Raw genomic sequence first — 14,136 nt, forward strand, 5'->3', positions numbered from 1 at the left:
GATAACATCTTCTTTAGTGCCATGATTCTTTCATAAATATAGACCCCCATCAACTGATAAATTTGAATTTCCGGCTGAATCAGGAAGAAAAAGGGGTGGAGGCGGAAATGATGGACCTGAGCATTTGACCTTATCAGACAGTTTTCCTCTTGAAAAGGAAAAGAAGCTGGATAGGCTCAACCAGAATCCTATCAAACATTTTTTTTGAAACCAGACCTTTCACCTGAAAGCGGAAGGGTGGTAGAGAAAAAAATGAGCGATGCACAGTTGGCTCACGAGAAATTTCAACCTGATAATCCTGTCAGAAACCTCTCACCTGTCAGATAAAGCCTTGGCTACTACAGGTAATATGGCTTATAGTCTGAAGTCCTGTCCCTTCATTTCCACTCCATTCGACTCTAGACCCTAATAGTATAGTTAAGCCTCTTCATTGTCTACAATTTTGTATGATTTGATTTTAAATTGCTGGCCATATTGGAAAAAAGCCAGTGATTGAATAAAATGGCCCTTCGTTAAAAACCTGGCTAATGTTCCTTATTCGGCAGAGATTATTCACTAGCCCTTAATTCTTTAGTATTGTCATCCGGGTTCCGGTCTATTAGGAGGTGATAGGGATCTATACCTGCTTTCTCTGGCTCCTCAATCACGATAAAATCAAATTTGTTCACCCCCGACTTGAGTTGGTGCTTTTCCAGGTAAATCGGCTTGTCTTTCCATCGGCCGTTGACTTTCTCGCGGGCCATGATGCCTATATCGATCCAGTCATTCAATTTTGCTTCGGTCTCAACACCCTGGCCATCCGCATAGAACTTCTTTGCCTCTACAATTAGAATAACTTTATACTTGTCATTTTCTAGCTTCCTGTAAGTAGCCTCTATTGTTTTATTCTCGTAGAGAGTGATTCTTTCAAACATGTCTGTTACCAGGTACTGCAGTGAATCCGGTGTTACCCCTCTGATGAAATGCAAAAACTCAATTGAGTTGGTGTAGGGAGCCTGCTGGAAGGCAACATCTTTAATATAATCCTGCAATGCCCGGTTGAGCTTCTCTTCACCTAAATAATCTGCCAGTGCATGCATCACCAAACTACCCTTTCTGTAGTGGATGTAATCCTGGTTCTCTACCCGGTAAAGCGGCAGTTCCTTTCTGGCCTCGCCTGTCCTTCCCTGGAGGTAAAGATTCAGCTCATACTCCAGGAACTTCTTCATCATCTCCTCCCCATATTCCTGCTTCATCACCATTAGGGCACTATACTGGCTCAGTGTCTCAGACATGAGCCTGGACCCCTGCACATCACCGCTAACGACCTGCTGTCCCCACCATTGGTGGGCTACCTCGTGTGCCGTTAAGTAAAAGGGATAATCCACTCCTTCATCTTCCTCTATATCCGCTATAAACCCTACTGATTCAGAATAGGGTATAGTATTCGGAAAAGATTGGGCGATAGATTTATATCCTGGAAATTCCAGAATGCGCAACTGCCGGTGCGGGTATGGGCTGAAGTTCGCTGTAAAATAATCTAAGGATTTTTTCACTGAGCTGATCATGCGGTCGAGGTTGTATTCATGGCCCGGGTGATAATAAATCTCAATAGTAACTTCCTTGCCGTCTTTCCCAATCCACTTATCTCTTTTCACGGCATAATCTGCCGAAAGAAAAGCGTAGAAGTTGATGATCGGTGCATCCATTTTATAGTGGAAGTAGCGGCGACCGTTTGCCGTCCACTCTTTTTGCAGGTAACCCGGAGCGAGGGCAATCTGGTCGCTTGCAGTACTGATAATGGCGTTGAAGTTTATCCAGTCAGCATGGTTACTGTAATAATTATTCATGCGGGCTGCGGAATCGGCGACGTCAGCCATATATGGTTTAGGCGGCAGTCCATACTTCTCCCGCAAATGATCGTGACTCAGTTCAAAACTGGGTTGGTACCCGATTTTAGGAAGATAATTGTTTTTGATGAACGTGCCGTTGTAAACAATATCTGTATTGGAACCACTGTTACGGAATCCTTTGGTTTCATAAAGCAAGTCTAAATTCAGGCGAACGGAATCTCCTGGTCGCATCGGCTGAGCCATTTTGTAAATATAGTAGTCGAATTCTTCATCCTTTACAACCAGCCTGGCAGGCTGATTGAGTGTTATCTGACGGATTTCTGCTTCCTCCGGAATATGGAGGTGTACAGAATCTATGGGCTTGCCATATTTGTTCTTGATCCAAAAATGACCTTTGAAGGAGAAGGTGCGTTCCCCGGGATAAATATCTACCTGCAGGTCTACGTCCGTTATGCGTGGCTGCGGGATGGCATCATACTTCTTGTACTTTTTCTCGTAGTTTGCCTGTCGCTCTTCCTGCTGGTCAGAAGTTCTGTAGACATTCAGAATATTGGTGTTGTAGAATATAAATCCACCCGTTAATATGAAGATGGTAAAAGCGGCTGCTGCTATAAGAACTGTTGATCTGGTAAGTTGCATGCGGGCTAATTTAAAGCGCCGCTGGAGCGAAGTTTCTGTGCCTCGCGGCCACAGCATATTCGTGATTACAGCCAGCAACAAAGCAAAGGCGGCCCAGTAAATTTTGTAGACTATGAATGGCCCTACAAAGTGCCCGTACCCATTCATGGCAGAATAAGTAATACCCGGATCAGAGTTGAAGGAGTACAGATTATGCTCCCAGCCTAGTTCTTCTAGAAAAATATTAAACAAGTAGTACACCACCAGGATGAAGTGGCCCAGGTATTTGTTATTTACCACCACCTGTACCAGCATTGCCAGAACAATTAACATGCAGTACTCTATTAACCTAATGCCAAACAGGCCTGTGAAATATACATCCAATTCATATCGATAGTAGCCCTTGAAAGTCTGAACAATTAGGCCGCAGAGCATGACAACCAGTAACAAAACCACCTGTACCAGCATCAGGGCAGAAAGTTTGGAGGTAAACGGCAACCAGTTAGGGACAGGCAAGGTATCGTAGATTTGATTCATGCGCTTGTCGCGTTCCCGCCACACCAGTTCACCAGAATAGAAAATGATAATGATGAATATGAACAAGCCAAACGACCCGCCCAGTACGCGTATCACCGCTGAAGTTACGGGGAAAACAGTAGTACCGTAAAGCTTCCCTAATTGAGCGCCCATAACAAAAACAAAAAGGGTGCCCGCTGTTACAATAGCAATAAAATAAATGCTCCTTACTGTGCCTTTAAACTCCATCTTTGTCAAATGAAAGTACTGTTTCAGGCTCGATTTGAAAGAGAAAGGCTGGGTTACACTTGGTAACGCTATATGTCCTGTTAGTTTAATTTCCTCTGTTGTATGAGCCATACTTTGCTTTCTGAAGAACTTTCTTCCTGCATTAGCAAATGAAAAATTGAACCGGTTATAACAGAAAGCTAAAATGGCAAGGCTTATTGCCAGCCATAAGGTGCGGTTAAGAACTAGCTGATCACTGAACGGCAACATAAGCAGGTTGCGTTCTGCTGAGGTCCAGTAGCGTTGTGTATAATAAATAGCAGCCGATCCCATAGGATCAATCAGGCTGGCAATCATCTCATTGTCCAAGTCGCTGATCAGGCTGCTGGCCATCACGTAAAGTAACAGGAAAATAATCCCACCCACATAAAGAGAGAGCCCGCTCCTCGTTAATGTTCCCAATCCAAAAAAAACAGCACCTGTAAAAAACAGGTTGGGAATAACAATTATCAGATAGGGCTGCAGGTACCATAGGAGGTTGAACGGAGCGAGCTTTTCAGCTTCGACCCACGGCATAAGAGTAGCTAAGAAAGCGCCTGCAGCCAAGCCCATGAATACCAGCAGGGTAATTAGAAATGAACCTGAGAAACGACCAAACAAATAACCTGCCTTTGAGATAGGAGTAGTATAAAAAAGCGGGTGTATTCTGTATTCAAAATCCCTGAAGACAGGAGTTCCCATCATGGAGCAGGTGATGAGTAGGCCATACCAACTCAGTAAGGTAATGATCCAGTTAATCTGGTAAGGGGAATTGGCCAACACTTTTCCGCCACTGTCATCGCCTAGCACAAAACTTTCTCCAAAAGCACCTCCTAGCCCTAGCATGGTCAGAAAAGACATCAGGAATAGCAAACCAGAATAGATGTAAGTGGCAGGCCGCTTTAGCCGGTACCTGAATTCAAATAGTAAAATTTCCTTAAACATGGTATTCATTGTAGGGAGTCGTAAATGGCGCTGAATCCACTTTTAACTCATGGCTGATACTTCCTGCTGTAAGGAGCTGGCTTCGTAAATCTTGCTGAAGTACACATCCTCTAAGACCGGAGCTACGGCTTCAAAATCCTGCCCGGGCCGTGCTTCTGAGTATACATGGATGATGGTTTGACCCGCATAAAGACGGGATGAAATAACCTTGTACCTCAACCGGTGCTCTTCTAATTCATTTTTCCGAATGAACTTTCGCCAGATGCGGCCGTCGATGCTATCGATAACCTGCAGAGGGTCTCCCTCCAGCAAAACTTCACCTCTATTGATGATGGCGAAGTTGCGGCACAGGTCCGTCACGTCCTCAACGATGTGGGTGGAAAGAATGACGATAATGTTCTCACTGATCTCGCTCAGCAGGTTGTGAAAACGATTACGTTCAGCGGGATCAAGACCGGCAGTTGGTTCATCTACTATAATAAGCTGTGGATTACCTAAAAGTGCCTGAGCAATACCAAAGCGTTGCTTCATACCACCAGAATAACCACCTAAGTTTTTCTTGCGAACCTCATACAGGTTTGTTTGCTGCAATAGAGCCTCCACTGCTTCTTTTCGTTCTCTAGAATTGCTGATGCCTTTTAGTACTGCAAAATGGCCCAGCATTTCTTCAGCAGAAATGTTCGGGTACACCCCAAATTCCTGTGGCAGATAGCCAAGAACGCGGCGCATACCCTCTTTCTGTTGCAGCACGTCCATATCGCCAAGCATTATGCTACCGCAATCAGGTTCCTGCAGCGTGGCAATAGTACGCATCAGCGATGATTTACCTGCTCCATTAGGACCCAGCAAGCCAAACATGCCTTTGGGTATGGTAAGGTTTATGTTTTTTAATGCTTTGGTTCCATTGGAATAGGTCTTGGAAAGATTTTGGACCAGTAAAGTTTTGTGCGGATCTTTCATGCTACAAGAAGTTGTTGTGAAAGTTCTGTTTATAATGTCTTTTACCAGACATGGAGCGTTAATTTGTACGGGCAGATTCTTCCATGCTGCCATCTTTGTAAAGACATCGTAGTTTCGTTACACTTCCAGATGCATCTTTCACTATTTGTATCCTGAAAAAGTCCAAACCATGTACACGGAAGATATCTTCTGTAATTGGAGCCAACTTTCTTTTCGGGCTGTTATTTACCTGATAATACAACTCATTACCCTGTAGGTGGATGTTGCTTTCGCCATACCTGCCTGCATATTTAGCTTGAACTTCTTTGCTCAGCTGTACCGGATGTAATTCACTTGCCACAGCCAGTAGCTCCCACTCTAGTTCAGCCTTTTCTCGGGGAGCTTTTTTTTGGTTCATCAATTTCTCCAGCGCAAGGTATTGTGCCTTCAGCAGGGCATTGCCTGCCTCAGAAGGAACATCCGGCATGACGCCTCTGCCTTCCCAATTCGTTTTCGTTACTGCATTGATGGCTCTTGCCACAGGGACGTGCAGGACAAGATCATCATTGACAATATAGGCCTGGGTAGGGTGAGCGCCGCCACCTGTTACCTCCCCTACAATAGTGGCCCTTTTTTGGGTTTGCAGGTTATAGCTTAATTCTTCGGCTGCTGAAAAAGTAAAGCCACTGGTGAGCACATACAGGTCCACTTCCGGCATGCGGGGACCTTCTACCTTCTTAAGTGTATAATAGTCTTTAGTCGTATTGCTGGGCCGGTCGTACAGACTGTTGTAATGAAAGGGCTTTTCATTGAAGAAATAGCTCATCACCAGCTGTACCATTTCAGGATGCCCTCCCCCGTTTTGCCTCAGATCAAGAATGACCGCATCAGCATTTCGGACAAAGCTCATGGCCGAGGCTACGGTCTGGCGGGCTTCCTGACTTAATGGAAAAAACTGATGAAATTCTATATACCCTATATTGCCGGGCAGGTGCTCTACTTTTACAAAGCCAAAGTTCATCCTTTTTCCCTTCCGGAGCTGTTCCCTGTAAAAAGCAGAGTCCGGTTTTTCTACAGACTCCCACTTTCGTACTGCTGCTATCTCCTGTGGGTTATATTGCAACCCCAAATGAAGATCGCGGTGGGTTCTTTGTAAGTCTCCGTTCAGTGCTTCTACAAAGTCCGGATAGGAATGGATGGCCTCGTAAGCCTTCTGCTTATTTTGCTTCCGGACGTAAGAAGCCATTTCCCTTGCCTTATCCGGAAAAACATAGTTTTCTCTTAGCAATGCTGCTATCTTTTTAATCGCTTCGTCCTTTTCCGAAGCAGAAACATTCTCTATTTGTTGCGACAAGGCTGGCAGACAGGACAAAAAGAGGAATACAAAACCAATAAAACTTTTCATAATCAAATAGGAAAAGGTGAATCATCATTTTTGATTTTATCATTAGTCTAAGTCATGAACTGTTCCTTCTGATGAAGGGAAGAAAGGGTGTTGGTGTACATTGGCATTCCTGAAAAAGTAGTTCACTTTATTTCTTTCATGGGTACTGCCTCACATCTATAATGATGGCTCCTTTCCAAATTGAATTGGTGTATGCTGGATCCTTCTGCCTTAAGGAATAAAGGCCTAGCTCTCCACCCCTTTTTAGTTCTCCCCCTAAGGCCCCAATCAAAGCCCAAAGTTTTCCGTTACCTGTTACGTTAAATATTACATATTTATTTTTAATTTAAAAATACAAGATTAAATATTTTGTTTAATTACGCATAGGCATTTATTTATACTATGTAACTACTTTCATTTTAACACCCCAATTATAACCAAAAGACAATTTGGACTCTTCTTTTTGAATTGCTCCAGTAAAGGGTTACTATCCATAGAAGGGATAAAAATGAAAAGTGATGCATATGATGCACAGACTCTTACATCCAGAAGAGAAAGAGAGAGAGAGAGAGAGAGAGAGGTAGTAGAGGGTTTCTCCGCTTTCGCAACCTTGTTCTGCCCTTTACTAATGATGAGTGATAGACTTCAGTAAGATGTTTTTCCTGGAGATCCCTAACTGCAAAAAGTCTCTGCAAAAGCGCTCTTACTCCTGAACTTTTGTCCGGAGTGATGTTGGTCAGCTCCATGGAGGCACCCCCATTCAGGAGACCTCAGCTAAACATTCATTCTAAATCCTTACCCTGCCTGAAGCGAACTACCTGTACAAGGACCTTTCACGGTTCGCCGCCGCGACTAAGCATATTCCAGCTCCTATCTCCCTTGTCAACAGCACATAAAAATCCAGACATCCTCCATGATAATTAAACACTGGCCAACTATTTTACAAATTCACCACCATCCGGCAGCCCGGCGCTTCTTTACCCAAGACTTGGGTTTGCTTTTTTTTAAACTAACCGCACAATTTCATTCATGAGCTCAACACCCAGTTTTACTATCTTTTCATTGATGAAGGAAAATATCCAGCCGACTTTTCCTTCCGGGGAATGCTAGAGGCTATAGGAGCCTACGGCAGCTTCCACTTATGAAGCGACCATACGGGACTACCCTGAACCAACTTTCTCAATCAGAGCATTAGACTTACCGGCTATGGTGCGGTCGTGAAAATTGTAAACTAATTGTAGCCAGGCTTACGCCTACTGTTTCTGCTATGTCTTCATTTCTCCTCTCTTCCTGCAGCGTGAGTAACACATGAGTTCCTTTGACTTTTCTCACTGAATACCTGCCCTTGTTCTAAATAATTTTCGACTCAGCAAATTCCACTGAACTCAGCTGCAGTTTTTCTTTCAACTTCCCCATCTTTCTTCTTCCATTTTAATTAAAAGGAAAAAGACCTGATTTCAGCACTATGATTTCATTTGATTGGACACTAGTCTTCCTTCAGCCTCTCCCTGAGTTTACCCATATCCCCACTCAACTTCCTCTCCACCACTTTAGCATAAATCTGGGTAGTGCTGATCATGGAATGGCCCAGCATTTTACTTACTGATTCAATGGGCCCGCCATTGGAAAGGGTAACAGTGGTGGCAAAAGCGTGGCGGGCGAGGTGAAATACCAGGTGCTCCTGAATACTGCAGATATCAGCTATTTCCTTTAAATAACTGTTGAGCTTCTGATTGGAAATAGGTGGAAAATAGTATCCATTATCAGGGAACGCCTGTAGCCTTTATACTGATCAAGAATATAAGGTGCCTTTGTCAGTAGCGGCACCCGCACCAGGCTTCCTGCTTTCTGGGTCCAATGCCAGCCACTTCTCTCCGTTCATCCCTGTGACAATATTAGCTTCCGTCAGCTGCATTAAAAATATAGGCGAAACCGGTGTAGCAGCTAAAAATAAAAAGTCTCTGACCATCTGAATACGTGGAATGATCAGCCTCTTCTCTTCCACCAATGCCAGTTCTTCTTGGTTAAAAACTCCCGTTCCACTTTTCAAACTTCTGCTTAAAGTTAGCAAAATGGTTCTTTTCCAGCCATTCCATTTTCATAGCCAGATTCACCACCTTTCGAAACGCTCCAGGTGCTTCATCATCCTGCTACTCCAGAGAGGCTTTTGATGATCTTCCTGTTCATAAATTCTGAGAAAATATTAAAATTCACTAACTAAGCCGTAGTTCAGCTCCGTGAGAGGAACATCCTTTTTCCCGAAGCAGCGTTAAGGAAACGCCGCAGATACTTTTGCGTATTAAAGTAGTCTTTCAGGGGCCCTGGTCAGGCTGCTTTTCATCCGGGTGTTGTGATACTCGACGATCTCTAACAGAGAAGGCTATTCCTCCATTGAAATACCCAAATAAGCATTTTAAATGCTTCAGCTGTAAAGCTTTCTCGGGCGGCACGCAGGTCCTGGTAATACAGGAAGACCGCTCCCTCTACCTGTTTAAGATGGGCATTGAAGGTCCCGCCTTCTTCACCTGTAGTTTTCCCAGACATTGAACATTAAAGATAATGTTAAAAATAAAGACGTGTACACATTTTATCTCAAACTCACGCTGCAAAAACCAGTAACGACTTAAGGTATAATACATAGGCTGTCTCTGGAGAGCTCCCCTTTCTCCTAGATTAAATGAGCAATAACAGTAAAGTGGAGAAGCCATTGTTATAGGAAGCAGTTACAAGAAACAAAGGCTACGCCTGGGCCTGGCATTAGGCCTGGTGATTCTGCCGGACCCGGCACCTTCCTAGGAATTCCACTGCACTGCTTTTAGAGCTTTCTTTACGGCTTCCTTGCGAACTTTCCCATAGATCTGGGTGGTGCGGATGTTGGTATGGCCGAGAATCTGCTGCACGACTTCGTAGCTGAGTCCCATGTCCAGCAGCAGAGTGGCGCAGCTGTGGCGGCCCATATGGAAGGTCAGGTTCCGCTTCAGACCGGCCAGAAAGGCAAGCTGCTTCAGACAGCGGTTCACATACTGATTACTGAGGGACCCGAATAATTCATATTCCCCTTTCTTCAGATACTTTTTTACAATTTCTTCAGGCTTACGGTTAAAGAGCAGGTAGATGGGAATCAGCACATCTGTTTTGGTTTTGTGCTGCATGCTGTAATAAAGCGAATAGCCCTCGCCCTTGCTGTACTGCAGGCAGCTTTCATCCAGGCGGACCACATCCGAATAGCGGAGACCGGCATAACAGCTCAGCAGGAACATGTCCCGGATCTTTTCCAGGTACGCCAGGTGAGGGGGAATTTCTACCTGCTCCAGCTTTTGTACTTCTTCGGGGGTTAAATACTTGCGGGCCGTCTGGCTGGCCACCTTGCGGTATTTGGCGGTGCTGAAGCGCAGGAAGGGATCCTGCTGTGGTTCGAGGTAACCTTCCTGAATGGCCCGGCTGACATAGGCCCTGAGCGTTTTAAAGAGTCCGTGGATGCGGGTATAGGAAAGCGGTCGTTCTTCTCCCGAGTGATGAGGAAAGCGGTATTTCAGCAGAAAGCTTTCATACGCCCGGAGCAGTTCAGTCGTCAGCTCGAAAAAGTGCACCTCCTGTTTAAATTCCCGGAAGCGGTTCAGGTCGGAACGATGGGCCCGTTTGGTTTCATACTCCAGCTGGTTATCCGTTTCTACCCAGGTATGCCAGAAGTCCGTAAAGCTGATAGAAGGAGCCCGTACCTGCAGCTGGTCCAGTGAAAGGGCGGGCAGAATCAGAGGGCGACCTGCTTTGGCCTCATTCCGTTCATGGGTGCGGAGTTGCCCCAGGTATTCCTGCAGTTCCTCATTCAGTTCATCAGCACGAGGGTGGTGGTAACTGACCTCGCTGCGGCGTTCATCCCACTCTTTTGGTTTAAGGTAAATACCGGTGCTAATCCACTTTCTTTTCTGCTGATAATAAACCTGAATCTGGACAAGAGCTTCTCCATCTTTATTAAGTTTATTTTTCCGGTTGTAAACGAAGGTGTAGAGGGCTTTCATAGTCGGTGTATTTGGGTATCAAATGGGTATCAAACGGGTATCAAAACTTTAGTAAAAGTTGACTTTAGCTGAGGCCTTTTGATAAAACCAATACACAAAAAAAGGTCTGATACCTACCCGTATCGGCCTTTTTTACTTTCAACTGACTTCATTCGAAGTCAGTTTTGTGCACCCTGCAGCTGCCACCACAGCATATTGGACACCTTTTCCCCTTTGAGGAAATGCAGCAGGCCATTCGCCTGTTCCAGCAGGGAAAAACATTGGGAAAAGTGGTCGTACAGGTTCAGGGATAAGCAATGGCTGTACAGGATTTATTTTCTCAGTACTGGGAGTTTTTTTATTAGTTCGCTCACAGTGCCCGCTGCCGGGTATCTCTTGCCAATGAGGAAAAGCCCATGACCGGAAGAAGGATAGCCCTGAGGGCTTTACTTACCTATGCCTCCCATTACTGCACAAGCTCTGCAGGCCAGGTAAAACAAAATCTGGAACCTTCTCCAGGGGCCTTGGCTTCTTCTATCCAAATTTTACCGCCTTTTTCGGTGATAATTTTTTTGACAATGGCCAGCCCTATTCCTGTACTGTCAGCTTTTTTGGTATTTTCCAGCACTGTAAAAATTTTAAAAACCTTTTCTCTCTTTTTTAAAGGAATACCCGGGCCATTATCTTCTACAAAGAAACAAAAATCACCTGTTTCATTTTGTTCATACCCTACTATTATTCTTCCTTCGACCTTATCATTATATTTAAGGGCATTCGACAAGAGATTACTAAATATCTGGTAAAGGAAAATCTTTTCAGTAAACAAAACAGGGAAGTTCCTTTCAATTTCAAGCGTAAAGCCTTCCGGGAGCACAATGTTGTTTTCCATTTCTTTTAACAGCTCCCCCACATCCACAGTGGTTTTTTCAAGTTTCTCATGCCCGGCCCGGCTATAGGCTAACACGCTCTGAATTAGGTTCTCCATTTTTTGTAGCTGCCCTTTAAAAACCACTACTGTCTTTTCCTGATCTATCTGCCCCATCTCCATCAGTTTTAAAGTTCCCTTCAGGTTATTTAGCGGGGATTTTAAATCATGAGAAACAATATGAGCAAACTCATCCAGCTCTTCATTCCTTTTCAGGAGAAGTTCATTCTGCCGGGCATAATCGTCGGAGAGCTGCTTATTTTTATGATAGTTATTTTCGAGCTCTAAATGAAGAACCTGTATCTCCTCAAGTTGCTCCTGGGCCTGTGTTTTTTTTACCCGTAATTCCTCCAGTGTCTTTAGCAATAAAATATTCTGCCGCTTCAGTTCATCGTACGGAGAAATAGGCGCTAACTGACTAAAATGCTTTCTCCAGCCAGAAAGAATCATGTGGTTTATTGGCGGGTGCGAGCCTGGCAACCGCCTGCCTATTCTCACACAGGTGCCTTCTTCTTCCGAGCTGTCCATTTCAAACTTATCGGAAAGTCTTTTGCAGTTTACAAGACCCGTCCTCTGGCCGCCTGTCTGCAATTCCAGTTTTTTTAACAAGGACCCCAGGTCTTTTATTCCCGGGCCACTATCATGAACAATGGCCTCAATAAAGAAGCTTTGCCCATCTTTAGTGATATAGAACTTAATATCGCCTTTCCCAACATGGACTAATGCATTGCGGCTAATTTCAGAAACTGCCGTCGCAAACTTAGTCTGTTCCGTAAAATTAAGACCGGAAATTTCGGCCAGCTGCATTGCCTTTTTATAAGCAATAACTAAATCAAGTTCCGTATCGAGCGATACTTCAATTATAGGTTTTTGCACCTCTTCCATCATTGATTGGACATCTACTTACTACAATAGTTACATCATCAGTTCCACGGCTATGGTCGCGGTACAAACAAGCTGCCAGAATCGACGGGTCATGCGCCTGAATATGCGGATATTTATTGATATCCCAGCGAGTATTTATTCCGTCGGAATGGAGAATTAAAAGTCTTCCACGCCCCCACTCCAGTTCCTGGTCATGAATACGGGAGGACATTACATGCCCCACAATTCCATTAAATGAAATAAGGCTTTTACCAAAGTCGAAACCTAAGAGTTTTCCGGTAATATTTCCTACCCCACAATAAGAGATAGACTGTTCTTTAAAGTTGTAATTCAGGGCCATCCCTACCGCACCACGGGTTTTCTTAATGGAATGATCAATTTGCTGAAGTACCTGTGCGGGAGAGTTCTTTGGAAGCCGTTTATATACTTCTAATGCTGCTTCTGAGGCTGCATGAGCCTCGGTGCCATGGCCAAGTCCATCTAAAATTAAAACCTGAAATTGATTTTTGTCAGTATCTATATCGAGCTCATAGCCATCTCCACAAAACTCTTCTCCGGGCTTGGGAACTGAGAAGCCCGATGCTATGGGTGGGGTTTGAAGGGGAGCATTTTTATCTGAAGAAAAGAGGCGGGAAAGCAACACTGTTCCCTGCCCGGACTGGGAATATAAATCGAAGTAGTGGGAAAGACGTTTAATAGCTCCCAGTCCTTCTCCTGCCGTTCCGGAGGTTGAGAATCCATCCTGCATGGCCTGGTTAATATTTCCAATGCCTCTTCCTTTATCAATGGAAATAATTTCTATTCCTCCTTTTCCATTCTGGTAAATGATTTTCCAGAGGAACTCCCTTTTTTTATCTCCGAACTTTAATAAATTGGATGAAAGCTCGGCTACAATAATATTCAGTTTTCCAATCTGTTCGACTGAAAACCCTAAACCTTCAGCTGCTTTGGCTATATCTTTTTTAATAATGCTAAAATAGCTTCGGTCCTCAATCCAGTACCTTTTATGTGTCCCGGAATTACTTCTTCCACCGGATGATGGTAACCGTTGTTCCATGCCCCACTGTTGACTTTATTTCGAAAAAATTAACTAGGCGTTTTGCACCAGGCAATCCCAGTCCTAAACTTCTGCCACTAGAGTAGCCATCCTGCATGGCTTTATTTACATCTGCAATGCCGGGGCCATTATCTTTAAAAATCACCTTTATTCCGGTCTGCAGGCGCTCCGAAACAACTTCTATGGTTGTTTCTCCACTACCGGCATATACCAGGATATTCCGCACTAACTCGCTGGCAGCTGTAATAAGTTTGGTCTGGTTCAGGACACTCATACCTATTTTTGTGGCATACTCCCTCAGCCGCTGCCGGAACAACACTACATCCTTTTCAGAAGAGATTTTTATTGTTTCCTTATTCAGACTGATCATTATCATCCATCTCAGCCTCCGACTCCGAATCTTCAGTTAAATCATCAGCCAGCTTTTTCTGTAAAAGGGCCATTCCCTTTTCCACATTAAGAGCAGTGTGTACGCCAGAAAGAGGAAGGCCTAATTCTACCAGGGTAATGGCAACGGCGGGTTGCATACCAACTACGATGGTTTCGGCATCCATTATTCTAGACATGGTGGCAATATTGCCAATAATACGGCCCATAAAAGAATCTACAATGGACACTGCCGATATATCGATCAGTACTCCTTTCGATCCGTTTTTCTGAACCATAATTATCAGGTCATTTTCCAGGTTGAGGGCAAGCCTGTCGTACATATCTACCTGAATGGTTACAAGCAGGAAGGGCCCCATCTTTAATATTGGAATTCTGTCCAT

9 protein-coding genes and 1 pseudogene are annotated in these 14,136 nt (G+C 44.3%); all 10 read right to left on the bottom strand.

What is annotated here, in order from left to right:
• Window positions 1-548 precede the first annotated feature (548 nt).
• The 10 genes and pseudogenes from F752_RS0100365 to F752_RS0100420 all read right to left on the bottom strand — a co-directional run bounded on the left by F752_RS0100365 (window position 549) and on the right by F752_RS0100420 (window position 14,136).
• Window positions 549-4,187: an ABC transporter permease/M1 family aminopeptidase gene (locus F752_RS0100365; protein ID WP_017729736.1), complete on the bottom strand. Its 3,639-nt coding sequence runs from the start codon at window positions 4,185-4,187 to the stop codon at window positions 549-551.
• A gap of 33 nt (window positions 4,188-4,220) precedes the next feature.
• Window positions 4,221-5,138, bottom strand: a complete 918-nt coding sequence (locus tag F752_RS0100370) for an ABC transporter ATP-binding protein (protein WP_017729737.1) — start codon at window positions 5,136-5,138, stop codon at window positions 4,221-4,223.
• Between the two features lie 58 nt (window positions 5,139-5,196).
• Window positions 5,197-6,522: a S41 family peptidase gene (locus F752_RS0100375; protein ID WP_017729738.1), complete on the bottom strand. Its 1,326-nt coding sequence runs from the start codon at window positions 6,520-6,522 to the stop codon at window positions 5,197-5,199.
• 1,585 nt (window positions 6,523-8,107) lie between these two features.
• Window positions 8,108-8,242 (bottom strand): annotated as a pseudogene (locus tag F752_RS26940) (site-specific integrase); the annotation flags it as partial.
• A 51-nt stretch (window positions 8,243-8,293) separates the two neighbouring features.
• A complete protein-coding gene (locus tag F752_RS0100385) occupies window positions 8,294-8,572 on the bottom strand; it encodes a hypothetical protein (RefSeq protein ID WP_152424974.1) in 279 nt (92 codons plus the stop codon).
• A 721-nt stretch (window positions 8,573-9,293) separates the two neighbouring features.
• Window positions 9,294-10,520: a site-specific integrase gene (locus tag F752_RS0100395; RefSeq protein ID WP_017729741.1), complete on the bottom strand. Its 1,227-nt coding sequence runs from the start codon at window positions 10,518-10,520 to the stop codon at window positions 9,294-9,296.
• A gap of 445 nt (window positions 10,521-10,965) precedes the next feature.
• Window positions 10,966-12,312: an ATP-binding protein gene (locus tag F752_RS0100405; protein WP_017729743.1), complete on the bottom strand. Its 1,347-nt coding sequence runs from the start codon at window positions 12,310-12,312 to the stop codon at window positions 10,966-10,968.
• Window positions 12,281-13,366, bottom strand: coding sequence for a SpoIIE family protein phosphatase (locus F752_RS0100410; RefSeq protein ID WP_017729744.1), 1,086 nt, complete (start codon window positions 13,364-13,366; stop codon window positions 12,281-12,283). Before F752_RS0100410 ends, F752_RS0100405 begins: the two co-directional genes overlap by 32 nt.
• Window positions 13,329-13,736 (bottom strand): anti-sigma regulatory factor, encoded by a 408-nt coding sequence (locus F752_RS0100415; protein WP_017729745.1) that lies wholly within the window; start codon window positions 13,734-13,736, stop codon window positions 13,329-13,331. The genes F752_RS0100410 and F752_RS0100415 overlap by 38 nt, the downstream gene beginning before the upstream one ends.
• Window positions 13,720-14,136 (bottom strand): STAS domain-containing protein, encoded by a 417-nt coding sequence (locus F752_RS0100420; protein ID WP_026135416.1) that lies wholly within the window; start codon window positions 14,134-14,136, stop codon window positions 13,720-13,722. Before F752_RS0100420 ends, F752_RS0100415 begins: the two co-directional genes overlap by 17 nt.

This window comes from Nafulsella turpanensis ZLM-10, from assembly GCF_000346615.1.
Lineage (GTDB): Bacteria > Bacteroidota > Bacteroidia > Cytophagales > Cyclobacteriaceae > Nafulsella > Nafulsella turpanensis.

Coding starts and splice junctions, on each gene's coding strand:
- F752_RS0100365 (WP_017729736.1), bottom strand. CDS start 4,187: ATGAATACCATGTTTAAGGAAATTTTACTATTTGAATTCAGGTACCGG.
- F752_RS0100370 (WP_017729737.1), bottom strand. CDS start 5,138: ATGAAAGATCCGCACAAAACTTTACTGGTCCAAAATCTTTCCAAGACC.
- F752_RS0100375 (WP_017729738.1), bottom strand. CDS start 6,522: ATGAAAAGTTTTATTGGTTTTGTATTCCTCTTTTTGTCCTGTCTGCCA.
- F752_RS0100395 (WP_017729741.1), bottom strand. CDS start 10,520: ATGAAAGCCCTCTACACCTTCGTTTACAACCGGAAAAATAAACTTAAT.
- F752_RS0100405 (WP_017729743.1), bottom strand. CDS start 12,312: ATGATGGAAGAGGTGCAAAAACCTATAATTGAAGTATCGCTCGATACG.
- F752_RS0100410 (WP_017729744.1), bottom strand. CDS start 13,366: ATGGAACAACGGTTACCATCATCCGGTGGAAGAAGTAATTCCGGGACA.
- F752_RS0100415 (WP_017729745.1), bottom strand. CDS start 13,736: ATGATCAGTCTGAATAAGGAAACAATAAAAATCTCTTCTGAAAAGGAT.
- F752_RS0100420 (WP_026135416.1), bottom strand. CDS start 14,136: ATGGACAGAATTCCAATATTAAAGATGGGGCCCTTCCTGCTTGTAACC.